The 22,112-nt window shown below is 61.7% G+C and carries 20 protein-coding genes and 1 tRNA gene; 9 read left to right on the top strand and 12 right to left on the bottom strand.

All coding sequences use genetic code 11. The features are described from left to right. Nucleotides 1–16 precede the first annotated feature (16 nt). A complete protein-coding gene (locus B2M20_RS03845; RefSeq protein ID WP_244553408.1) occupies nt 17–496 on the top strand; it encodes an RT0821/Lpp0805 family surface protein in 480 nt (159 codons plus the stop codon). A gap of 121 nt (nt 497–617) precedes the next feature. Beyond that, nucleotides 618–1,574 carry a DnaJ C-terminal domain-containing protein gene (locus B2M20_RS03850; protein WP_079445762.1) on the top strand — a complete coding sequence of 319 codons (957 nt, stop codon included), beginning with the start codon at nt 618–620 and terminating at the stop codon, nt 1,572–1,574. 191 nt (nt 1,575–1,765) lie between these two features. On the opposite strand, the gene B2M20_RS03855 is transcribed toward B2M20_RS03850, so the two are convergent. From B2M20_RS03855 to B2M20_RS19950, 4 genes are all read right to left on the bottom strand, one after another. Then, nucleotides 1,766–1,972, bottom strand: coding sequence for a hypothetical protein (locus B2M20_RS03855; protein WP_079445763.1), 207 nt, complete (start codon nt 1,970–1,972; stop codon nt 1,766–1,768). 95 nt (nt 1,973–2,067) lie between these two features. Then, complete coding sequence (locus B2M20_RS03860) at nt 2,068–2,700, bottom strand: acyl-homoserine-lactone synthase (protein ID WP_079445764.1); 633 nt, start codon at nt 2,698–2,700, stop codon at nt 2,068–2,070. A gap of 78 nt (nt 2,701–2,778) precedes the next feature. Continuing rightward, a complete protein-coding gene (locus B2M20_RS03865) occupies nt 2,779–3,504 on the bottom strand; it encodes a helix-turn-helix transcriptional regulator (RefSeq protein WP_079445765.1) in 726 nt (241 codons plus the stop codon). 38 nt (nt 3,505–3,542) lie between these two features. Next, nucleotides 3,543–3,998, bottom strand: coding sequence for a hypothetical protein (locus tag B2M20_RS19950; protein WP_210189119.1), 456 nt, complete (start codon nt 3,996–3,998; stop codon nt 3,543–3,545). A gap of 118 nt (nt 3,999–4,116) precedes the next feature. Between B2M20_RS19950 and B2M20_RS03870 the strand changes: the two genes are divergently transcribed. Continuing rightward, on the top strand, nt 4,117–4,710 hold the full coding sequence (locus B2M20_RS03870; protein ID WP_079445766.1) for a histidine phosphatase family protein: 594 nt from the start codon (nt 4,117–4,119) through the stop codon (nt 4,708–4,710). A gap of 129 nt (nt 4,711–4,839) precedes the next feature. Further along, entirely contained in the window at nt 4,840–5,946 is a 1,107-nt protein-coding gene (gene aroC / locus B2M20_RS03875; RefSeq protein WP_079445767.1) for a chorismate synthase, read from the top strand. Between the two features lie 137 nt (nt 5,947–6,083). On the opposite strand, the gene B2M20_RS03880 is transcribed toward aroC, so the two are convergent. The 8 genes from B2M20_RS03880 to B2M20_RS03920 form a co-directional block, all read right to left on the bottom strand. Further along, a complete protein-coding gene (locus B2M20_RS03880) occupies nt 6,084–7,142 on the bottom strand; it encodes a class I SAM-dependent methyltransferase (RefSeq protein ID WP_079445768.1) in 1,059 nt (352 codons plus the stop codon). A gap of 136 nt (nt 7,143–7,278) precedes the next feature. Then, complete coding sequence (locus B2M20_RS03885) at nt 7,279–8,517, bottom strand: class I SAM-dependent RNA methyltransferase (RefSeq protein ID WP_079445769.1); 1,239 nt, start codon at nt 8,515–8,517, stop codon at nt 7,279–7,281. Between the two features lie 122 nt (nt 8,518–8,639). Continuing rightward, nucleotides 8,640–9,395, bottom strand: a complete 756-nt coding sequence (locus B2M20_RS03890) for a TlyA family RNA methyltransferase (protein ID WP_079445770.1) — start codon at nt 9,393–9,395, stop codon at nt 8,640–8,642. A 199-nt stretch (nt 9,396–9,594) separates the two neighbouring features. After that, nucleotides 9,595–11,523: a 1-deoxy-D-xylulose-5-phosphate synthase gene (gene dxs / locus B2M20_RS03900; protein WP_079445772.1), complete on the bottom strand. Its 1,929-nt coding sequence runs from the start codon at nt 11,521–11,523 to the stop codon at nt 9,595–9,597. Between the two features lie 531 nt (nt 11,524–12,054). Continuing rightward, complete coding sequence (locus tag B2M20_RS03905; RefSeq protein ID WP_079445773.1) at nt 12,055–12,303, bottom strand: exodeoxyribonuclease VII small subunit; 249 nt, start codon at nt 12,301–12,303, stop codon at nt 12,055–12,057. 66 nt (nt 12,304–12,369) lie between these two features. Beyond that, nucleotides 12,370–13,299 carry a histone deacetylase family protein gene (locus B2M20_RS03910; protein WP_079445795.1) on the bottom strand — a complete coding sequence of 310 codons (930 nt, stop codon included), beginning with the start codon at nt 13,297–13,299 and terminating at the stop codon, nt 12,370–12,372. Nucleotides 13,300–13,489: 190 nt separating this feature from the next. Next, complete coding sequence (locus tag B2M20_RS03915; RefSeq protein WP_079445774.1) at nt 13,490–14,248, bottom strand: enoyl-CoA hydratase-related protein; 759 nt, start codon at nt 14,246–14,248, stop codon at nt 13,490–13,492. Between the two features lie 29 nt (nt 14,249–14,277). Beyond that, nucleotides 14,278–16,062 carry an acyl-CoA dehydrogenase family protein gene (locus tag B2M20_RS03920; RefSeq protein ID WP_079445775.1) on the bottom strand — a complete coding sequence of 595 codons (1,785 nt, stop codon included), beginning with the start codon at nt 16,060–16,062 and terminating at the stop codon, nt 14,278–14,280. Nucleotides 16,063–16,322: 260 nt separating this feature from the next. Here B2M20_RS03920 and B2M20_RS03925 point away from each other — a divergent pair. From B2M20_RS03925 to B2M20_RS03940, 5 genes are all read left to right on the top strand, one after another. Then, a tRNA-Gln gene (locus tag B2M20_RS03925) sits at nt 16,323–16,397 on the top strand. A 376-nt stretch (nt 16,398–16,773) separates the two neighbouring features. After that, on the top strand, nt 16,774–17,559 hold the full coding sequence (locus B2M20_RS20100) for a hypothetical protein (protein WP_244553409.1): 786 nt from the start codon (nt 16,774–16,776) through the stop codon (nt 17,557–17,559). After that, nucleotides 17,499–18,665 (top strand): AAA family ATPase, encoded by a 1,167-nt coding sequence (locus tag B2M20_RS20105; protein ID WP_244553410.1) that lies wholly within the window; start codon nt 17,499–17,501, stop codon nt 18,663–18,665. Before B2M20_RS20100 ends, B2M20_RS20105 begins: the two co-directional genes overlap by 61 nt. Continuing rightward, entirely contained in the window at nt 18,662–19,312 is a 651-nt protein-coding gene (locus tag B2M20_RS03935) for a 4Fe-4S cluster-binding domain-containing protein (RefSeq protein WP_079445776.1), read from the top strand. Before B2M20_RS20105 ends, B2M20_RS03935 begins: the two co-directional genes overlap by 4 nt. Then, nucleotides 19,309–22,112 (top strand): protein kinase domain-containing protein (locus B2M20_RS03940; protein WP_139372827.1); only part of this gene is annotated, 2,804 nt, incomplete at its 3' end. The genes B2M20_RS03935 and B2M20_RS03940, both read left to right, overlap by 4 nt.

Raw genomic sequence — 22,112 nt, forward strand, 5'->3', positions numbered from 1 at the left:
TATCGTCGAAAGTCCGTTGCGGTCCTTATACAGGGCAAACCTGTATAGGGCACGTCTGCGCGTTGGCCTATCCGCGATCGGACCCTTCGCCGCCATCGTGGCGGCGATCATGATTGGGGCTACGACCGGAGGCTGCAGTATGGCACGGAATCAAGCGGCGTTCGCGCAGATGGGAGACGACGAGGCTACCGGATCGATCGCAGCGCTCTCCCATGCGCGTCCGACGGACACCGATCTTGCTTTCGCGCGCACAGCCGCCTCCGACGTGCTGACTAAAGGGAATAAGGATGCGAGCCAGCCATGGGAAAACCCCTCGACCGGCGCGCGGGGCTCGGTAACGCCGCTGGCACAGGCCTATAGCGCCGAGGGGCGCACTTGCCGTGATTTTTTGGCGAGTTACGTTAACGGAAAGTCCGAAAGTTGGTTGCAGGGGGCGGCGTGCAGAGCCCGCGGCGGTCAGTGGGAAATCCAATCCCTCAAACCCTGGCGAAGCTGATGCAGAACGGCAGCTGCGAATAGCTGAACCACCTCGTTGCAAAAATGCCACGGATACCCCAAATGATAGGCACGGTGGGTCCGGGGGCTCATTGTCCAGATTCCTGAAGGAGACGGTACGGATGCGCGACCCCTATGAGGTCTTGGGGGTGCAGCGGGGCGCCAGCGCCGCGGCGATTAAAAGTGCTTTTCGCAAGCTCGCGAAGAAGCACCACCCTGACGCCAACACGAACGATCCCAAGGCCGCCGAACGGTTCGCGGAGGTGAATTCCGCCAACGAGATCCTAGGCGACGAGGTCAGGCGCAAGCAGTTTGACCGGGGCGAGATCGACGCAGACGGCAAGCCGCGCTTTCAGGGTTTCCCGGGCGGTGGAGGTCGCGCTGGCGCGCGGCCGGGCGGCGGTTTCGAGCAGTACGGCTTCCGCGGTGGCGGTGGCCCCGGGGGTGATGGTGGCGGGTTTGAGGACATTATCAACAGCATGTTCGGCGGCGCGCGGGGTGGACGCCGGCCGGGCGCGCAGGCGTTTGATTTTGAGTCCAGCACGTTCGGTTCGCCTGATCTCGATCTCAATATCGCCATGACAGTCACGCTCGAGGAGTCGGTCAAAGGTGGCGAGAAACGCATCCGCCTGCCCAGCGGCAAGGAACTCAATGTCAGAATTCCGGCCGCCGTAACGTCGGGCCAGCAGATTCGGCTGAGAGGGCAGGGCGACACCGTGCCCGGACATCGCCCCGGTGATCTCCTGATCACGGTGACGGTCGCCCCGCATCCGTTCTTCAAGATCGACGGGGGCGATTTGCGCGCCGAGTTGCCTATCACGCTCTATGAGGCGGTGCTGGGCAGCAAGGTGCGGGTGCCGACGCTCGGCGGCGCAGTTGAACTGTCGATCCCGAAGAACACTTCGGGCGGTCGCACCTTTCGCCTCAAGGGCAAGGGCATCCCGAAGGGGGGGTCCTCCGGCGATCTGTTCGTTACGACGCGAATCGTCCTGCCCGACGGCAATGACGCCGAGCTTGAGGCGCTCATGGAGAAGTGGCGCGAGGCGCGCTCCTACAGCCCCCGTCGCGATCTCGGTTAGCGCGTGTGCGTCGGGGAGCCTGATCACGCGATGCGTTGGCCGGGATTTTCATCCGGCTGTCGCGCTACCGTGCCCGAGGATGCTCGGCCCATTTAAGTCTTTCCTCAACTGGCCACGCTGCTCGCTCCGGTGGGAGGGCGTTTTTTTTGCGGCGGATAGCTGCAAAACCCAACGTTCTGTGACTGTCGGCTCTATTGCAGTTGTCGACGAGCCCCCGTTCGCCTTTCTGAACGCTTAATCTCGTTTGAACCGATCGCGGCCTGCATCTCCTCATAAAGTTCAAGTTTCGCCATTTCCAGGAGGAGTTTCACCAAGCCGAGATCGAGTTGGCAGGACATTTCCCAAGCGTCATCGATCAATTGCTCAACCGCTGCATATCTTTCGAGACGAACTAACATTGTCGTGCCGCTCCAACGGGTATGGCCATAAAAAATGATTGCTAGTGATCGAATCCGCCGAACATCCGGCACCGAAACGGGCCTGAGTTTTTTGGCTACGCACGAAGCCGCTGATCCGCTTCAGGTTGGGCAACAATGGCTTGGGCGACATTGCCCCGCATTTCCTGAAGTTTCTGCAGCGTGCGTCGATCGAACGCCGCGGTAACGGCAATAATTGAATCTTTCCCGATCTGCTGCGGCAATCCGAGGGGGGTCACGCGAAAGTTCAATTGCACCAAGCGAAGAAGCCATAACGGATTCATCTCGATGATGATCTTTCCGACGCCGCTCGCTAGGCCCCATTCGACGATAGACGACAAAAGCAGGTTTCCGGCCGGGCTCAAAATGCGTCCGCGATCGCGATGTTCTCGCGTCACGCAATAGCGCGTCCATTCCCAAATATGAGGTCCTACAGGGAAGTCGCCTTCGCACAAGTGCGGAAGCACCTCCGTGAGGAGGTGTGGGCGCATCGATGGCAACATCCGTTGATATCCAAGGACGCGATCGTCTTCGATGTAGAGCATGTGGAGTGCGCGCCCGTCGTCGAACTGGTCGATCTCTCGGCCGTCAGGCTTGCGCAGATCTTCCCACCCCATTTCGTCGACAAAAACATTGTGACGCAATCGATAGGCCTGTTCCATCTCGCACTGATAGGCACCGATATTCTCAGCCGTTACGATGTGAATCATTGAAGTTCTCCGCCCATGTCTACGCCGAGTTAGGGCGAAGGAAGGGCGGCGAACAAGTACGGGAATCCGTACCTTGACCTATCGGATAAGGTTATGTCTGAGCGCGGTCGCGACGGTCTGGGTGCGGTTCGTGGCGTTCAGTTTGGCGCGAAGCTGACGTGCGATCTTGTCGACGAGGTGTTCTGAGACCTTCAGAATAACACCGATTTCCCAATCACTTTTTCCTTCCGCCATCCACTGCAGGATATCCATTTCTCGCGGAGTCAGATTCACTGGGGCTGAGTTATATTTTTGCGCGAGGGCTCGCGCGAAAGCGTGCATGGCGATGAGTTGTAGCTGTCGCCGCACCTTGGGGGGGACTTCAGCACGCTCACTTGCCAGGGAGAAACCGGCCGTTTGACCGTCAAGGGTGATCATCGGAACAGTGAATCCGCACCCGAGATTAAACTCGCGCGCTTCCCCCATGATGCGCGTCGGCGTTGGTGTGTTCCGATACGTTGGTTCAAGCTCGGACCATAGAAATGGTTCCGTGGATGTGTTGACCCGATGGATGGTGGGATCGTCGAAAAGATAACCTTGCGTGAAATAGCGCTCGCTCCACGCTTGCGGCCATTGATGCAAAACGACATTTGAGATTTGCTGCTCTGCAGTCATCCCTGGAACGGGAATGATGCCTGCGAGCACATGCGAAAAGCCGAACGGGCGCGCGACGTCAACAACGACATCGGCTATCTGTGCCAGGGTCGAAGCCTTATCAAGTCTCGCAATACAAGTTAGGGTATCGTCCAGCGTCTGTCGCGACATTCCGGCCCCCGAACTGCCTATATAGGCGGCTGAGTACACTATCGAGCGACATTTGGATTAATTGCAACTGTTGTATGATGCGGCGTGTCGCTACGGCCGCTACAGCTAGGGCTTGGCTGCCCGGGTAACTTGGCGATTTCCTCAAAGTTCCCTAGATTCATCAGCTTCGCGATCCGTTCGCCTTGATCGTTGTCCAAATCTAGCGGTTCTGATTCGCTGCGCGGGTCAACCGTGTTGTCCGACCTTAGTTGAATTTGGAAGCGATGTTTTGAGCCAGTCGACGACGGTTTGCAGTTCCGCGATTCGGTAGGGACAATATTGGAGCATTTTTCGAAACTCACGGAATTTATTTTAGTACGGGGCGTTACGAATGGGTAGTGATATCGCGGCAGGCCGATGACCTGAAAACGCCCCTTGCGGTCCGGGATGCGATATTGGCAGGCGGCTTCATAGCCTCTGTATTTCCGCTGAACCAATAGTGTATATGCGGTCATCAACCATCACCGCCTGTCCGACCTCGGGTCGGGCGTCAACGGCCCTCACGGCCTTGCAAGTGAAAACATGGAATGACTTCGTTGATTCTAATCGGTTGTCAGTCCAGCCGCCCTTGATATGCCCACCATCTATTACATCCGTCACGGCAAGACCGAATGGAACGCCCTCGGCCGCTTCCAGGGCCTCCAGGACATTCCGCTCAATGATCTCGGCCGCGCCGAGGCGACGAAAGCCGGGGACATTCTGCGCAAGCTGCTTGCGCGTGAGGATCGCGATCCCGTCGGATTGGGTTTCGTCACCAGCCCGCTTGTCCGCGCGCGCGCTACCATGGAACTGACGCGCGGCGTATTGAACCTGCCGCTTCATGACTATTCCGTCGACGATCGGTTGCGCGAGGTCGGTTACGGGCATTGGGAAGGTCTGACCCTGGCGGAGATGAGGATCGCCAATCCCGATGTCTATGCTGCCCGTGAGGCTGATAAATGGAGCGTGGCGCCGCCGGGCGGCGAAAGCTACGCCTCAGCCACCTCCCGGTTGCACGACTGGTATCATTCGCTAAGGTCCGCCACCGTCGCGGTCGCGCATAGCGGCACGGCGCGGGCGCTGATGGTCGTGATGGGGCTTCAGACTGCGAAAGCAGCTGCCAGTCTGCGCATCGAGCAGGGTGCGGTGTATGTGCTCGGCGAGGATGGGCTGGCCAAGCATAGTTAAGCAAGAAACCGCGCTCCCCCGGCGGTTCCATAGCCTGAGGTGATAGAGCGGCCGAACCGCAAGCCGGAAAGTTGCGATTTGCGCAACATGCCGCTACGAGAAGTAGCGGTTTCGCGCTTTGGATTATCGATGTCTCACAATACCTTCGGTCATCTGTTCCGGGTCACGACCTTTGGCGAAAGCCACGGGGTAGCAATTGGCTGCGTGGTCGACGGTTGCCCGCCGCAGCTCGCCCTAACGGTCGAGGAGATCCAGCGCGATCTCGACCGCCGCCGTCCCGGCCAGTCGCGTTTTACGACGCAGCGGCAGGAGCCGGATGCGGTGAAGATTCTGTCGGGTGTTATGGCGGATCCCGAGACCGGTCAGCAGGTGACGACGGGTACGCCGATCGGACTTTTGATCGAGAACGCCGACCAGCGCTCAAAAGATTATTCCGACATCAAGGACAAGTTTCGCCCCGGCCATGCCGACTTCACCTATGAGGCAAAGTACGGTCTGCGCGACTATCGGGGGGGTGGGCGCTCCTCGGCGCGCGAGACCGCGATGCGGGTCGCGGCCGGAGCGATCGCGCGCAAGATCGTCCCCAATATGACCGTGCGCGGCGCGCTGGTACAGATGGGTCCGCACAAGATCGATCGTGAGAAATGGGATTGGGACGAGATCGCGCGGAATCCGTTCTTCTGTCCCGATAAGGACAAGGCCGCGTTCTTCGAGAGCTATCTCGATGGCATCCGCAAGAGTGGTTCATCCATCGGAGCCGTGGTTGAGGTGGTGGCCGAAGGGGTGCCGGCAGGACTCGGCGCGCCGATCTATGCCAAGCTCGACGGCGACCTTGCCGCGGCGCTGATGAGCATCAATGCGGTCAAGGGCGTCGAGATCGGTGCTGGCTTTGGTGCGGCCGCGCTGACCGGTGAAGAGAATGCCGACGAGATGCGCAGTTCTTCGTCCAATATGGGCAACCATGGTCCGGTGTTCACCTCGAACCATGCCGGCGGCATTCTCGGCGGTATATCCACCGGCCAACCCGTTGTGGCGCGGTTCGCGGTGAAGCCGACCTCGTCCATCCTGTCGCCGCGTAAAACCATCGATCGCAACGGCACCGATACCGATATCCTCACCAAGGGCCGTCATGATCCTTGCGTCGGCATCCGCGCCGTACCGGTGGGAGAGGCCATGGTGGCCTGCGTCCTGGCGGATCATTTCCTGCGTCACCGAGGGCAGGTCGGCGCGCGCTAGAGCCTTTCCGCTTCTGATTGAATCACAAGCGAAGCTCCAGATTGTTGTTTTGACGCGTTTTCTTCACGCGAACCGGTATCCACTTCGCTCAAAATCGCTACACACGTGGCCCGCAGGACAAGAGCCGATCTGTCGGCTCAGACTCGTGCCTCCAGCACCAGGTTAAACGGTGTTTCCGCCGCGCGGCGTAACTGAGAGAAACCGGCAGCCTTGGCGACCTCGCGGAGCCGGGTCTCGCCGGCTTGCGCGCCAAGCGCGAGGCCGACCTCTTGGGCCATCGACGCTGGCGTGCAAACCATGGTGGACGCCGCGTAGAACAGCCGGCCAACCGGATTGAGGTTGTCTTCCAGTTTGTCCTGGGCGAACGGCTCGACCAGCATGCAGGTGCCGTCCTTCGCCAGCGTCGCCCGGACGTGACTGAGCGCGCCGACAGGGTCGCCCATGTCGTGCAGGCAATCGAAGAAGCATACCAGATCGTAGTCGTTGGCCGGATACGTCTTGGCGGTGGCGACTGCGAAGGTGACGCGCTGGCTCAAACCCTCGCTGGCTGCGGCGGCTTGTGCGGCGGCGATCGAGCCCGGATGGGCGTCGAAGCCGAAGAAATGCGAATTCGGATAAGCCTTGGCCATCAGCAGCGTCGAAATGCCATGGCCGCAGCCGACATCGGCGACCTTGGCGCCGCGTTCGAGTTTGGCAACCACGCCGTCGAGCGCGGGCAACCATTCCTGCACCAGATGATGCTTGTAGGTTGTACGGAAGAAGCGCGCGGTGCCACAGAACAGGCATTCGGCGCGGTCGTTCCAGCCGACGCCTTTGCCACTCTTGAAGGCTTCCGAGACCTTCGGCTCATCGAGCATGATCGCGGCCATCATGTCGCCGATCGCGCCCATGAACACCGGGCTGTCGTCGTCGGCGAACACCATCGCCTGTTCCGGCAGCATCGAGAACGTCTTCGTCGTTGCGTCATACTCGACGTAACCCGATGCAGCCTGCGCCGACAGCCATTCGCGCACGTAACGCTCAGTAGTGCCGGTGGCTTGCGCCAGTTCGGCTGATGTCATCGGGCCTTTGTTCGCCAACGCCTTGTAGAGCCCGAGGCGGTCGCCGGTCCGGATCAGGGCGGCATTGGCAGCGGCGCCGATGTCGGTGACCATCTTGCCCATGAATTGATGCAGTCGATCCATATTCACGTCCATGAAAGCCTCCTGTGAAGTTTCATCCTGGGTCCATCGACCTGCCTTGATACGCGCGAGCCATGGCGTTGGAGGAAGCGATACCTCCGGATGACAAACGGAGCCCCTCGGTCGTGGGTCATTGTACGCCGCGAACGGTTCACCGCCGGCGTGAAAATTTCGCGACCAGTTCGATGTGCGGCGAATGTCGGAATTGGTCGACGGGCGTTACAGTCTCCAGGTTGTAGCCCCCATCGATGAGGATGCGCGCGTCACGCGCAAATGTCGCTGTGTTGCACGACACAGCGACAACGACGGGAATCCTGCTGGCTGCGAGTTGTTTGCTTTGTGCCTCTGCGCCCTTCCGGGGTGGATCGAAGACCGCCGCATCGAGGTCACGCAGTTCCTGGGCCATCAACGGGCGGCGGAATAGATCGCGAATCTCGGCCTTGATCGGTTTCAGCCCGGGGACTGCTGTCGCCTTCTGTAACGCCGCCACTGCGGCTGCGTCATTGTCGAAGGCCGCGATCCGCGCTCGGGCCGCCAGGCGCAGCGCGAATGGGCCGACGCCGCAGAACAGATCGGCGATATGCCTGGCCTTGCCGCAATGCGCGGCGACCCGGGCCGCCAGCGTTTCTTCGCCGGCGACCGTCGCCTGTAGGAATGAGCCCGGCGGAAGGACAAGCCGGGACGCGCCGATCTCGATCACAGGCGGCGCGCGCATCAGCACCAGTTCGCCGTGGCGGGTCAGCCGGGCCAGCCGGTGCGCCTCTGCGATACGCGATAGTGTTGCGACCAACGCGGCGGGCAGTTGTCCGGAGCCGCGGACGTCGACATCGAGGCCATTGCAGGTCGCGGTCACCTGGATATCGAGCGGCTTGTTCGCAGGCTTCAACGCTTCGGCCAGCTCACGCGCTGCATCAATCGCGCCGTGGAGGGCAGGGTCGAGCACCGGGCACGCATCGATCGGCACGATGGCATGGCTGTTCGGTGCGGCGAAGCCCACGCGCAGCTTGCCGTCGTCGCTCCGGGCATGGAGGGTGATCCGCCGGCGGCCGGCGCCATGCGCGTCGATGAGTTCGTCCACCGCACAGTCGATGCGGGCCTGTGCCAGCGTGTCGATCACGATCTGCCGCTTCCAGGCGCGGTAGGCCTCCGGCCGCCAGTGCTGGATCGCACAGCCCCCGCATGCGCCAAAGTGAGTACAGAACGGCGCGATCCGATCCGGGCTCGCTGTCTCGATGCGGAGGAGGCGCGCGCGGTCTCCATGGCCGGCGAGCGGTTCGATCTCGACGGCTTCTCCGCCCAGTGTGTAAGGGACATAGACGTTGCCGCCATCGGTCTGGGCGACGCCGTCGCCGCGATGGCCGACGTGATCGATGGTCAGGTGTTTGGTCATGCGGTGCACGAGTTCTGGAAGAGAGACGTCGTCATTGCGAGGAGCACTTGCGACGAAGCAATCCAGTTTTTGCTACGACAATCTGGATTGCTTCGCTGGCGCTCGCAATGACGGCAATGTGTTCAGCCACGCTTGGCACCCAGGAAGAATTCGATGTTGCCGTCGCCGCCTGGGATCGGGGACGGGAAAATCTCTATATCGCTGCATCCCAGAGTCGCCGCGAAGGCAGCGATATCGTTGCACACCGCACGATGCACCGCTGCATCGCGGACGATGCCCTTTTTGATCGCGACACGCGGCGCCTCGAATTGTGGCTTGATCAACACGAGCAGATGCATCGGCGCTGCCGCCAACGATAATGCGACCGGAAGGATGGCTTTCAACGAAATAAAGCTCGCATCCATCACCACCACGTTCGGCCGTTGCGGCAGCCGCGTGCCCTCCAGCGAGCGGATGTCAGTGGACTCCATCGACACCACCCGGGGATGACCGCGCAGGCTCGGATGCAGTTGATCGCGGCCGACATCGACGGCGAACACCAGCGACGCACCCTCGCTCAGCAGCACTTCGGTGAAGCCGCCGGTCGAGGCGCCGACATCAAGACAGATATGGTTCTCGATTTCGATCGGATACTTCGCGAGCGCGCCGGCAAGCTTCACGCCGCCACGCGATACGTAAGGGTGCGCGGGTCGCGCCTCGATCGCGGCATTGACGTCAATCGTCTCGGAAACTTTTGTCACCGCCTTTCCGTCGGCGGTAACGAACCCGGCCTCGATCGCGGCTTGAGCCCGCGCCCGGCTTTCGAACAGGCCGCGCTCGACCAGCAGAACGTCGGCTCGCTTGCGAGCGTGGGGTCCGGTATTGTCGCGCTTCGCCATGGTGAGCTCAAAGCCTGGAGACCGGCTGGAAACCGATCCGATGCGCGCGGACGATTTATATCGTCTTCATTGCGATGAGCACTTGCGACGAAGCAATCGGGTCTTCGCGTGCAACGCTGGATTGCTTGGCCCAGCGCAAAATTGGCAAGGGCCAATTTTGTCGCGTGCGTGCAATAACGGCGAGCGCATCATGTGATGCTCAGGCCAGCTTGACGGTCTCGGCGCTGACGTCCTTGCCGAGTGCCTCGAATACCTTGGCGACGATGCCTTTGGCATCAAGCCCGGCGTGAGCGTACATCGCGGTTGGGGTATCGTGGTCAAGGAACTCGTCGGGCAGGATGATCGAGCGTACCCGCACCAGGCCGCTGTCCAACGCGCCGTTATCCGTCAGCGTCTGCAACACGTGGGAGCCGAAGCCTCCAACCGAGCCTTCCTCGATCGTGACAAGCACATCGTGGTCCCGCGCGAGTTTCAGCACCAGGTCAACGTCGAGCGGTTTCATGAAACGGGCGTCGGCGATGGTGGTGGACAGGCCATGCGCTGCAAGTTCGTCGGCCGCCTTTTCGCATTCGGCAAGACGAGTGCCGAAAGACAATAACGCGACCTTGCTGCCGTAGCGGACGATGCGGCCCTTGCCGATCGGAAGTGGAACGCCGACCTCCGGCATTTCGACGCCGCGGCCTTCGCCGCGCGGATAGCGTACCGCGCTGGGGCGGTCGTTGATCGCGACCTGCGTCGCCACCATATGCACCAGCTCGGCCTCATCGGACGCCGCCATGATGACCATGTTCGGCAGGCAGCCGAGAAAAGCGTTGTCGAACGAGCCGGCGTGTGTCGCGCCGTCGGCGCCGACGAGGCCGGCGCGGTCGATGGCGAAGCGCACCGGGAGCGACTGGATCGCCACGTCGTGCACCACCTGATCGTACCCACGTTGCAGGAATGTCGAATAGATAGCACAGAACGGCTTGAAACCCTCGGTAGCGAGGCCGGCGGCGAACGTCACAGCGTGCTGCTCGGCAATGCCGACATCGAAGGTGCGTTTCGGGAAAGCCTTGTTGAAGATGTCGACGCCGGTGCCGGACGGCATCGCCGCGGTGATGGCGACGATCTTGTCGTCCTTCTCGGCTTCCTTGACGAGACTCTGGCCGAATACGTTCTGATAGGCGGGTGCGTTCGGTTTCGATTTGGACTGCGCGCCGGTGGAGATGTCGAACTTGACCACGGCGTGATACTTGTCGGCGGCGGCCTCCGCTGGCGGATAGCCCTTGCCCTTCTGGGTCACGACGTGAACCAGGATCGGGCCGTTCTCCATGTCGCGGACGTTCTTCAGCACCGGCAACAGGTGATCGAGGTTGTGACCGTCGATCGGGCCGACATAGTAGAAGCCGAGTTCCTCGAACAGCGTGCCGCTGTTGGTCATGAAGCCGCGCGAATATTCCTCGACGCGCTCGGCGCGGTCGGCGATCATTTTAGGCAGGTGCTTGCCGAGCTGCTTGGCCGCCTCGCGCAGCGAGCGATAGGTCTTGCCGGAGTATAGCCGTGACAGATAAGCGGACATTGCGCCAACAGGCGGCGCGATCGACATGTCGTTGTCGTTGAGAATGACAATCAGCCGCGAGTTCATCGCGCCGGCATTGTTCATCGCCTCATACGCCATGCCTGCGGACATTGCGCCGTCGCCGATCACGGCGATGACGTTGTTCTTGCCGCCGGAGAGGTCGCGCGCCACCGCCATGCCGAGGCTGGCGGAGATTGAGGTCGAGGAATGCGCGGCGCCGAACGGGTCGTAGTCGCTTTCGGTGCGCTTGGTGAATCCGGATAGGCCGCCGCCGGTGCGCAGCGTGCGAATGCGGTCGCGACGGCCGGTCAGGATCTTGTGCGGATAGGCCTGATGGCCGACATCCCAGATGAGCCGGTCGCGCGGGGTATCGAAGACGTAGTGGATGGCCGTGGTGAGCTCGACCACGCCGAGACCGGCACCGAAATGCCCCCCCGTCACCGAAACCGCGTCGATCGTCTCCAGGCGCAACTCGTCCGCAATCTGCCGGACCTGCTCCACCTTGAGCTTGCGCAGGTCTGCGGGGGTGCGGATGGTGTCGAGAAGCGGGGTCTTATTGAAAGCGGTCACTGCGACATTTCCAATCTTGCATGTCCGGGAGCGGCAAACGGACGCTGGCGTGGTCACGCATAAAGCGTCCAAGAGCCACGAAACCTCCCGCGCTGAGAAACGTGAGTCCGAAGTTTACCTGATGCTCCGGCCGGGAATTATGATAGGCGTCACTATGTGTCGGATCGCGTAGTCCAATCATTTTTGCAAGCTGCTTGAAGCACTTACTCCACTTGAGCGCCAACGGCGGAGCCGGTTCGCATCGTTCCAGAAGCATTTACACCAAACCCGCCGCTAAAGCCAACGGGCACCCCCATTCACTCGAGTAGAGGTGACTCTGCCGCAGGTTCAAGAGTTCCTGAACCGGGCTACTGAAATGTTAACGTGGTCGAGGAGCGTAGGTTGCAGCCTTGGAAGCCCTCGCGGGACCACAATAAAATGACAATTCATTCAAGGGTTTTTAATACCTCTTATAACGCTGACCTTTTGACAGACCATATGAAGAGCATGCCATAGCGATCCGTCCGACTTCCCGCGACGCGCGGTGCTTCACTATACGTCGAGCGGCTCGGTGCCTGTGACCTGGCCGGAAGCATCCGTGGTAATTTTCTCCACCCTTGCTTCTGCCCGGCGCAACAACTCCTCGCAGCGCCGTTTCAGCGCTTCTCCGCGCTCATAGATTGCGACCGATTCCTCGAGCGCGACCTTGCCGTCCTCCAGGCGCTTGACGATCGATTCGAGTTCCTCAATGGCATGCTCGAAGGAAAGCGTCTTCACGTCAGCAGGGGCATTTTCGGCCATCTGGGTTTTTCCGACTCGATTGTTTGGGCGGATTATGACGTTTTTCGGGAATATCGCGGCACATTGTCACGCACCCATGAGTGCGGCGACATGCGCGGCCACCGAATCCTGCAATCCTTTTAGATCATAGCCGCCCTCGAGCACCGAAACAATTCGACCGCCTGCCGTCGCGTCAGCGATATCCATCAATTTGCGGGTCACCCATCCGAAATCGCTCGCGGACAGATTGAGATTGGCCAATGGATCGCGACTGTGCGCGTCAAAGCCTGCGGAGATTACCAAGAGTTCCGGCGCGAATTTCTCGAGCCGAGGAAGGATCAAGTTGTCGAACGCGGAACGAAATTTGGCCCCACCGTCGCCGGACGCCAACGGCGCATTGACGATGGTGTCGTGATCGCCGCGTTCGCTGATGGCGCCGCTGCCCGGGAACAGCGGCATCTGGTGCGTCGAGCAGTACATGACCGATCGGTCGGCCCAGAAAATATCCTGCGTGCCGTTACCGTGATGCACGTCGAAGTCCACCACCGCCACGCGGTCGATCCCGTGCTTGCGCTGGGCATGCCTCGCCGCGATGGCTGCCTGGTCGAACAAGCAGAAGCCCATCGCTCTACCGGTCTCGGCATGATGTCCGGGAGGGCGCGTGGCGACGAACGCGTTGCTCGCATCGCCGGTGATGACGGCTTCTGTTGCCGCGATCGCGCCGCCGACGCCGCGCATCGCCGCCTCCCATGTCCCCGGCGACATTGAGGTGTCGCTGTCGAGATAAACCAGACCATCTGTCGGCGAGAGATGCCGGAGTTCTCCGATATAATGCTCGTTGTGGCAGAGAGCGACTGAATCCAGCGATCCTTCGGGGGCCTCGCCGCGCGTCAGATTCCTGAAGCGATCTCCGGTCAGCACCTCCTCGATGGCACGAATCCGATCCGGCCGCTCCGGGTGACCGGGCGGCGTCAGATGACCGAAACTGGCAGCATGCGTGAGAACCAGCGTTGTCATGCAGTATCCTGGCCGCCACGTCGGCATCGCGGGGCAGTGAAAGTCGATGGTATCGGGTCGGGCGAGGTTCCGAAAGTGCGCGTTGGCGCCTCATGGTACCATGGCTGACGCGGCAAGAGCGAGGGCGAACCGCGGCTTGCGCTTTCGTCCTCCATGCAGGCGGGAGCCTCGTGGATCTCGCTATCGCTCGTCATCGCTTCTTGCGGGCGAAGAACGTTTGGAATGCAGCGATCGCTTCCTCCGAGCGCAACCGCTCCCCAAACAGACGGCTTTCCAGGTCGATCCGGCGCGTCAACTCCTCCGGCTGCGGTTTCAGAAGCTTGCGCGAAAGCGCGACGGCTTCCGCCGGCAGTGCGCAGATTTCGCGGGCGATCTTTTCGGCCTCGGCCGCGGCTTCGCCCGGCGTGACCACGGTATTGACGAATCCCGCCTCGCGAGCCTCATTCGCGTTGAGTGTGTGCCCCATCACCAGCATGGCGAAGGCGCGCTGATAACCGATCGACTGTGGCGCGAGCAGGCTGGATGCGCCTTCCGGAACCAGACCGAGATGGATGAAAGGAGTCGAGAACGTCGCCGAGCTTCCGGCGAGAACATAGTCGCAATGGAACAGCATGGTGGTGCCGATGCCGACGGCGATACCTTCCACCGCTGCGATCAGCGGCTTGGTATTCTGCACTAGCGAGTAGAGGAATTTCACCGCATCGGAAGCGGGTTCATCGCCGCCGCCAGAAGTGCCGTCCTTCAGGAAATCGTCGAGGTCGTTGCCTGCCGTGAACACGCCGGAGTTGCCGGTGATGACGATGCAGCGGATCACCGGATCATTCTGCGCGCTGTCGATGGCACCGCTCATCGCGCGATACATGTCCCGGGTGATCGCGTTCTTTTTCTCGGGGCGTTGCAGAGTGATGACGCGGATGGCGTCATTGTCGCTGACCAGGAGATGTCCCATGGGTTCGAGCCTGTCGGTGTCGCGGGAATTCAGTCCAGCAAGATTGCCTCGGCGCTGTTGATGGCTTCTGCGCCGTCGATCACCGTGCGCTCCAGCGCTGGAGCCTGCACAGCGACATTCTCGGCGAAGAAGCGCGCCAGCGTAACGTAACGCAAAGGGTCGCCGAACCCCTCGCTGGAATCGCGCGCTGCGAGAGCTTCTTCCGCAAGTTTGCATCCGCCGAGCGTCGACCCGAACAGCCGCAGATACGGCGTTGCGCCGGCCAGCGCATCGTTTGGCGAGGAGGTCAGCCGCTCCAGAATCCAGTTGCTCGCGCGTTCGAGCGACCCAAGCGCATCGCGCAGTCTTGTACCGGCCGTGCCGAACGCGGGATCGTTCGAGGCTTCGACGCGCGCGACGATCTTGGACAGTTCGTCGAGAAGAGCGCGCACCGCAGCGCCTCCGTCCGCCCCCAGCTTGCGTGTCACCAGATCGATCGCCTGGATGCCGTTGGTGCCTTCGTAGATCGAGGTGATGCGCGCGTCGCGATAATGCTGCGCCGCGCCGGTCTCCTCGATGAACCCCATGCCGCCGTGAACTTGAATGCCGAGCGAGGCCACCTCGTTGCCGGTGTCCGTCGAAAAGGCCTTTGCGATCGGCGTCAGAAGTGCGCCGCGGGCGACGGCGGCCGCGTGCACCTCGGGATCGGTCGCGCGCGCCGCTACATCCAGTGCGACGGCGGTGGCGTAGCAGATGGAGCGGGCGGCGGCGGTGAGGGCGCGCATCTGCATCAGCATGCGCCTGACGTCGGGATGTACGATAATGGCGTCCATGCTGTCGCCGGATACGCCGACGGCGCGTCCCTGTCTGCGCTCCCGCGCATAAGCGAGCGCCTGCTGGTAAGCACGTTCCGCAATGCCGACGCCCTCGAGTCCGACGGCGAGCCGGGCCTGATTCATCATCGTGAACATGCACCGCATGCCGCGATTTTCCTCGCCAATCAGATAGCCGACGGCGCCGCCGTCATCGCCCAGGGTCATGGTGCAGGTCGGTGAAGCGTGGATACCGAGCTTGTGCTCGAGGCCGCTAACGTGGATGTCGTTTCGCGCGCCGAGCGAGCCGTCGGCGTTGACGAGGAATTTCGGAATCAGGAATAGCGAGATTCCCTTGGTTCCGGCGGGCGCATCGGGCAGTCGTGCAAGCACGAAATGCACGATGTTCTCGGTCATGTCGTGGTCGCCATAGGTGATGAAGATCTTGGTGCCGAAGATGCGGTAGCTACCGTCGGGGGCGCGTTCGGCCCGGCTGCGCAGGGCACCGACATCCGAGCCCGCCTGCGGCTCGGTCAGTTGCATCGTGCCGGTCCAGTCGCCGGACACTAGTTTTTCGAGATAGATCGCCTTCAGCGCGTCGCTGCCATGGGTGTGCAGCGCTTCGATCGCGCTGAGTGTCAGCAGTGGACACAGGCCGAAGGCGATATTCGCCGCGCTCCAGATTTCGGTGCAGGCGGCGTTGATCGCAAGCGGTAGCCCCTGTCCGCCGAAATCCTCCGGCCCCGAGACGGCGTTCCAGCCCGCCGCCGTCCAGCGCCGGTAGGCGTCGGCCCAGCCGGGCGCGGTTGTCACGTGCCCATCGTCCAGCCTCGCGCCATGCTGGTCTCCGGCGCGGTTGAGCGGCGCCAAAACCTCGCTCGCGAACCGGCCCGCCTCTTCCAGTATCGCTGCCGTGATCTCAATATCGAAGTTTCCGTAGTAACCAGCCCCGACCGCGTCCTTCAGCCCGGCGCCGTGGTTGAGTGCAAGGAGCATGTCGCTGATCGGAGCGCGATAGGTCATGACGGTGCCTCGGGAGCAAGGGCCTGACAGGGAGAGGGCCTCCTGTCATATTATGAGTCGAGAGCAGTCTTTCCACCAAAACGCGCGGCTCTCAACCTTTCCAGGAAGGCGGGATGCGGTCCCGCGCTGACGGGAAGGGGTTTGAAATGGGTCCAACCTTTTCAGGCGTCGCCGGCCGGTTGAAAAGACACGGCACTGTCTGTAGACCGGCAGGGCTCGAGAAAGTCTGCGAGACTATGTTCCGTGCATTTTCGGGCCGTTGGGGCGTAGCCAAGCGGTAAGGCAGGGGATTTTGATTCCCCCATTCGGAGGTTCGATCCCTCCCGCCCCAGCCATCCAGTCTGATATTTTGTGGAATCTCTGAAGAATTAGCGAAAAGGTCCGCCAATAGCGGGTTTTCGTGCGATTGGCTTTCGTCTCCGGGCACCTTTTTTACGATCTGGGGGCGACTGAAAAGCCAAAAGTCTCCGGCTGACGCCCGGATTATTCCCGTTTTTGGGAAGTCGAGACCAGAGACATAGTTCGATCTAGACTGCCGCCGGAGAGTGGCAGTCTATGTTTGAAAGCCTTACAGGCGTTGAAAACGAAAGCACACTGCACCCGCTCTATGCAACCAGAAGACGCAGGATGTCAGACGTGTTATGTTAGCAAATTCGAATCTTACAGAAGGCAGCGAATTGCCTCCAACCGCCTTCAATCTGCGCCTCGAAAGTGGTCCGCAGCTATAAAAATATCCTGGGCTACATGGAAGTAGATCAACCATTTGAGCGGCCGCGCTGGCTTCGTGATGTCCTTCGCTACTTGCCGCTCAAGCCGCAGTTTGTCCTGTCGGGCAATGTCCGGGACCTTCACCTCATGGAGATCGCGCCAGGCTCCGTTGTGGCGCAGCCTCTGCCGGTTGTATTAGCCGCCAGCCTGCGCAGCACCGGCTACGAACACGTGATCGCCTACGATCCTGTTCAGGGCTTCCGCCCGGTTCTTTCGCCGGGCGAAGACATGGCACCGGCGATCGCGGTATTGACCGAGCTCGGGCTGCCGCCGGCAAACAATGCGGCTGCGGGGGCGGAACTATTTGCAGCGACCCTTGCGGCCCTGGTCTCCCGTGCCGGCCCGCCGATCGCGTTGGTCGTCGATTTCGCGTCGCGGCTGCTCGTCCGAAATGAGGCACTCTCAGCCATAGAACACCAGGTATTCACGCGGGCGCTGGTGCTTTCGCATAGCGCCCGGCCTCGTCCGTTCGGAACGCCGCCCAGCCCGGTGCACAACACTATCTTCTGGATTGCCGATAAGGAAGGAGATCTTCCGGATTGGTTTGTGGTCGATAATCCGCGGATCCGGCATGTGCCGGCTGCCAAGCCGATCACCATGCACGCCGCGTTCTTGGTGCCTCGCTTCTGCGGGGATTCACGGGCTACCGCGACGCAGCCGAAGCAGACGTGCGCGACGCGCTCGGCGCCTTCGTGGAGGGTACGGAAGGGCTGCTGCTGGTTGACATGACGGCCATCGCCGAGCTCGCGCGTGCCGAAGGCCTCTCGCTGAATCAGATTGGCGACGCTGTACGACGGTACAAGGTGGGCGTGACGGACGATCCCTGGCAGCGGCTTGACAAGGATCGCATCCGCAACGGAAGCGACTTCATCCACACGCGCGTGAAGGGGCAGGATCACGCGGTCACGCACATCCTCGATATTGTCAAACGGGCGGTGACGGGCATCGGCGCGCCGCGCCGCGGCGGGCGCCCGCGCGGCGTCGCGTTCCTTGCGGGCCCGACGGGCGTTGGCAAGACCGAACTCGCAAAGACTCTCACGAGCTTATTGTTCGGCGATGACAGCGCGTACATCCGCTTCGACATGTCGGAGTTCTCCGCCGAGCATTCCGATCAGCGGCTGATCGGGGCGCCGCCCGGCTACGTGGGATACGATGTCGGCGGTGAGCTCACGAACGCGGTCCGCGAGAAGCCCTTTGCCGTTGTGTTGTTCGACGAGATCGAAAAGGCGCACCCACGCATCCTCGATAAATTCCTGCAAATCCTCGACGACGGCGTGCTGACGTCAGGGCGCGGAGACCGGGTCTACTTCTCGGAAGCGTTCATCCTGTTCACCTCGAACCTCGGCATCTATCGGCAGGAGACCGATGGTTCGCGCGTACCCAATGTCCGTCCGGAAGACGGGTTTGCGGACGTGCAGGCAAAAGTACGAAGCGAGATCGACCACTACTTCAAGCTCGTGCTGAACCGGCCCGAAATCCTGAACCGGATCGGCGACAACATCCTGGTGTTCGATTTCATCCGTCTGGAGACCGCTGCGCTTGTGTTCGATGGCATGGTCGACGGGATTCTCGCCGATATCAGCGCCACGAAAGACATCCGGGTGACCCTTGCGCCTGCGGCGCGCGATGCGCTTCGCACGGCCTGTCTTGGCGACCTGTCCAATGGAGGCCGGGGCATTCGCAACAAGGTCGAGAGCCTGTTTGTGAACCCGCTGGCACGCGGTCTCTTCGATAGCGGCACGGAGGGTGGCACGCAGGTCGTGATCAATGCGCTCACCGTCGAGGCTGGCGGTGTGACGAACATGTGCCTTGCACAAACAGGGGGGCGCGGATGACCGAGCTTGCGCTATCGCGAATCCATTTTCCTGTTACAACGCTCGGCCCAGGAATGCGCATCGGGATATGGTTCCAGGGCTGCTCGATCCGGTGCTCCGGATGCATCTCGCTCGACACGTGGGCATCCGAACGGGGTATCACGAGCGTCGAAGCGGTTTTCCAAACCATGCAGCCCTTTTTGCCGCATGCGGACGGCCTGACGGTGTCGGGAGGCGAGCCCTTTGACCAACCTCTCGCCTTGGGCGCGCTTCTTGCTACTTGGCGGCGTAGTCACTCAGGCGACGTGCTGGTTTATTCTGGCTATGCGCTTGAGCGTCTTGTTCCGCAGCTTGGGCGATTTGCGGGTTTGATCGATGCGCTGATCACCGATCCGTTCCAGCTCGAGACGCCACAAACGCAAGCACTGCGCGGAAGCGATAATCAGCGGCTGACGCCGCTAACCCCTGCAGGTCTAGTCCGCTTTCAATCCTTCGACCGTGCGCTCCGCGACGACGAGCGTGAACTCGACATCATGTTCGACGATGCAACTGGAACGGTGTTCCTTGCCGGTATCCCCCGTCGCGGTGACATGAATCGCCTAGCCAACCTCATGAGTTTAGCGGGCCACCGTATTGTGACGACGCAAGACAAGACTCACGCCATATGACCACACTCGCCGCCATCCGCACCTATATTCGCGTCTGCCCGAACTGCGGCAGTAAACGTCCTGTCGGCGAAATGGCGTGCGAGGCGCTCACAGATGACGGCGCCGTGTGCGGCTGGTCCCTGACGGACGTGGCAATCTGCGTCGCCGGCATGGTCGATGCGGCAGTTCCCGTGGGCGATATCGCGCCGCTCGCCTTTCAGCATTGCACGAACGGCCATACGTTGGATGCCGGCGACGAGATGTGCACCGTATGTGGCGCCGATCCTGCGCCCGCCGAGATTGAAACTGTCACTCCGCGGGAGGATGGGGCCGAGCGCGCAGTGGTGCCGACGGCCATCGACGATTGGATCGCCGAACATCGGTTGCCCCCAGACGCGGTGGACGAGCCCTGGGAGCGCATCATCGTCTCGCGCCAGGGCGACGCACGCCGAGCGCTGCTGACCCTCTACCAGCCCGGTTTCGAGCCGGATCCAGCGGTCCACAATGTGCTCCGGCGCATGCCGCTCGACCATGTTCCCGAACTGATCGCCACCGGCCGCTTTGAGGGCCGCGCGTATGAGGTTACGGAACGCATCGAGAGCGGTTCGCTCGCAGAGGCTGGTTGGTTTCAGCAACGAGAGCAGCTCCGCACTCTGGTCGATGAGCTCGGGCGTGCGTTGGCGACCTTCGCGGAGATGGGCCTTCGCCATCGCGATCTGCGCCCGTCCACAATCCTGCTACGCACCCGCGACCCCCTCGATCTCGTTATCACCGGCTTTGGAAGCGCGCGTCTTTCCGACTACGATTTGGAGGCGGTCGCCCCTCTGAAGCTGACACGCTATTCGGCGCCTGAAGCGATTGTTGGCGCCGTCAGCGCGTCTTCCGACTGGTGGTCCCTTGGCATGCTGATTCTGGAGCAAGCCACGCAGGGCCAGTGCTTCACCGGCGTAGACGATCTTGCGTTCCGCTTGCACGTGGTAGCGCGCGGCATCAGCCTTCCCGATAGCATCGATGGTAACATGCGTCTATTGCTTCGGGGGCTCCTTGCCCGGGATCCGCTTTGTCGCTGGGGGGCGGAAGAAGTCCGGCGGTGGCTCGCCGGCGAAGCCGTAACTGCACCAGATGAGGTTGCGTCGGCCGAGCAGCGGAGCGGTCCGTCCATATCGCTGGGATCGCGTGCCTACACGCGCCCTGATCTTTTTGCGCTTGCAGCGGCCGAGAGAGGAAATTGGGAGGAAGCGCGCGAGCTGGTACTTCGTGGCAGCGCGGCAACCTGGCTTTCGGCACGGAACGAAGATCAGCGCATGCAGGCAGAAGTCCGCCGGCTCACGGGTGATGAAAACCTACCGGAGGATCAAAGGCTCGCACTGACGCTGCTCGCGATGAATCCGTCACTGCCGCTCAGCGTCGCCGGAGAGATCGTCACACCCGCGTGGCTCATGGCCAATCCGAACGCCGGATACGCCCTCGTGGTCGGTGAAACCGCGCGGCATCTAGATCGGATGAGCCGCGAACCATGGCTGGTGCGGCTCGCCACTAGGGCGAGCGCCGTGGGTGAACGCGCAAAGCTCCTTGAAATCGAGCTCGATGAGGAACGGCTACGGGTTGCACTCCTCGCGACGTCGCGCGCGAACCTCGAGGCTGAGCGGAGCCTCGTGCGCAGGCTCTATCCGGATACAGACCATCCGGGCCTTTCCGCGCTACTGGAGCGCCAGCGGCTGACGGACGAAGATCTCATCATCCTGATCTCTGCTGGATTCCACCAGTTCGTTTCCTTGGCGTCCCTGACCGATGCTGCCCTGCAGACCGCTGCGCAGGCCGGCGTCCAGGTTGACCCAGAAGCACTCACTGACATGCTGGTGAAACCGCGGCGCGAGATTTTTCAAGTCGTCGAACAGCGCACCGCGAATTTTGCGCGCTGCCAGAACGTGCGGGTGAATGACTGGGCGGATGCGTTCCGCGTGGAGCGCCGTCTGCCGCTTGACCGGGCCGCCGCGCTGCTCGCTATTCCGGCTGCAAACTGGCAGGAGCCGCCCCATCAGCAGTACGTCGCGACGCTGCTGGAACTGTTCGAGAAGCGCGTGTCCGGGGCCGTCGGGCGGGGCGTGCTCGTTCGCTTTACGCTCGGCAAGACCACGCCACGCTTCGATCTGACGGAACTCGGTACTGCGCTACGTCCTGCCGAAGCGCTCCTCAATCACGTTCTCTCGAAGGTAGAGCTTCCGACCGACATTGATTCCGCTGCCTACCTCGACGATCCCGCCCGCGAAAGCCGTCTGCGGCGTCTGGTCAGCCACGCTCAGACGTTCCGCCGGGATACTGGTATCGACGGGCGTTACCTGGGCTTTCCGTTTGTGCTGGTTCGGACGAGCGAGACAACGAAGCCGCGGCTTGCGCCGGTGCTGCTATGGCCCGTCGCCGTCGAGATGCAGAGCGGAAGTGCGCGTACCGCCACGCTGATGTTCGACCCGCAGCGCGATGAGGTCCGCCTCAACCCTGCCCTGGAAGGCATCCTCGGTACGGAGGCTTTCGGGCGCTGGCGCACGGCACGTGACGAGTTACTGGCTCGCGCCTCGTTTAGGATGGGTGACGTGATCGACGTCTTCGGCGCACTTGTCATCACGCCGTCGGGCAGATCCCTTGTTCCCTTGCCGGGGAAGGATGTGCGCGCTCCTAACGGTATGCAGAAGCTTCTACCATCCGCCGCGCTCTTCAACGCGGAGAGGCTTTCGAAGCGGCCGGTAACGCGGTTAACGGCGCTGCCGTTTGGTCCGTTTCTCGCGTTCGGTCTGCTTGCGGTAATCCTTCTGCAGCAACAAGG

Source organism: Nitrobacter vulgaris (assembly GCF_002028545.1).
Classification (GTDB): Bacteria; Pseudomonadota; Alphaproteobacteria; order Rhizobiales; family Xanthobacteraceae; genus Nitrobacter; species Nitrobacter vulgaris.

What these genes read in the sequence shown, in the direction of transcription:
- B2M20_RS03915 (WP_079445774.1), bottom strand. Translation starts at nt 14,248, where the DNA reads ATGGGACATCTCCTGGTCAGCGACAATGACGCCATCCGCGTCATCACT.
- B2M20_RS03860 (WP_079445764.1), bottom strand. Translation starts at nt 2,700, where the DNA reads ATGATTCACATCGTAACGGCTGAGAATATCGGTGCCTATCAGTGCGAG.
- B2M20_RS03880 (WP_079445768.1), bottom strand. Translation starts at nt 7,142, where the DNA reads ATGGACGTGAATATGGATCGACTGCATCAATTCATGGGCAAGATGGTC.
- B2M20_RS03870 (WP_079445766.1), top strand. Translation starts at nt 4,117, where the DNA reads ATGCCCACCATCTATTACATCCGTCACGGCAAGACCGAATGGAACGCC.
- B2M20_RS03935 (WP_079445776.1), top strand. Translation starts at nt 18,662, where the DNA reads ATGACCGAGCTTGCGCTATCGCGAATCCATTTTCCTGTTACAACGCTC.
- B2M20_RS03865 (WP_079445765.1), bottom strand. Translation starts at nt 3,504, where the DNA reads ATGTCGCGACAGACGCTGGACGATACCCTAACTTGTATTGCGAGACTT.
- B2M20_RS03890 (WP_079445770.1), bottom strand. Translation starts at nt 9,395, where the DNA reads ATGGCGAAGCGCGACAATACCGGACCCCACGCTCGCAAGCGAGCCGAC.
- B2M20_RS03855 (WP_079445763.1), bottom strand. Translation starts at nt 1,972, where the DNA reads ATGTTAGTTCGTCTCGAAAGATATGCAGCGGTTGAGCAATTGATCGAT.
- B2M20_RS03910 (WP_079445795.1), bottom strand. Translation starts at nt 13,299, where the DNA reads ATGACAACGCTGGTTCTCACGCATGCTGCCAGTTTCGGTCATCTGACG.
- B2M20_RS03850 (WP_079445762.1), top strand. Translation starts at nt 618, where the DNA reads ATGCGCGACCCCTATGAGGTCTTGGGGGTGCAGCGGGGCGCCAGCGCC.
- B2M20_RS03905 (WP_079445773.1), bottom strand. Translation starts at nt 12,303, where the DNA reads ATGGCCGAAAATGCCCCTGCTGACGTGAAGACGCTTTCCTTCGAGCAT.
- B2M20_RS03885 (WP_079445769.1), bottom strand. Translation starts at nt 8,517, where the DNA reads ATGACCAAACACCTGACCATCGATCACGTCGGCCATCGCGGCGACGGC.
- aroC (WP_079445767.1), top strand. Translation starts at nt 4,840, where the DNA reads ATGTCTCACAATACCTTCGGTCATCTGTTCCGGGTCACGACCTTTGGC.
- B2M20_RS03920 (WP_079445775.1), bottom strand. Translation starts at nt 16,062, where the DNA reads ATGACCTATCGCGCTCCGATCAGCGACATGCTCCTTGCACTCAACCAC.
- B2M20_RS19950 (WP_210189119.1), bottom strand. Translation starts at nt 3,998, where the DNA reads ATGACCGCATATACACTATTGGTTCAGCGGAAATACAGAGGCTATGAA.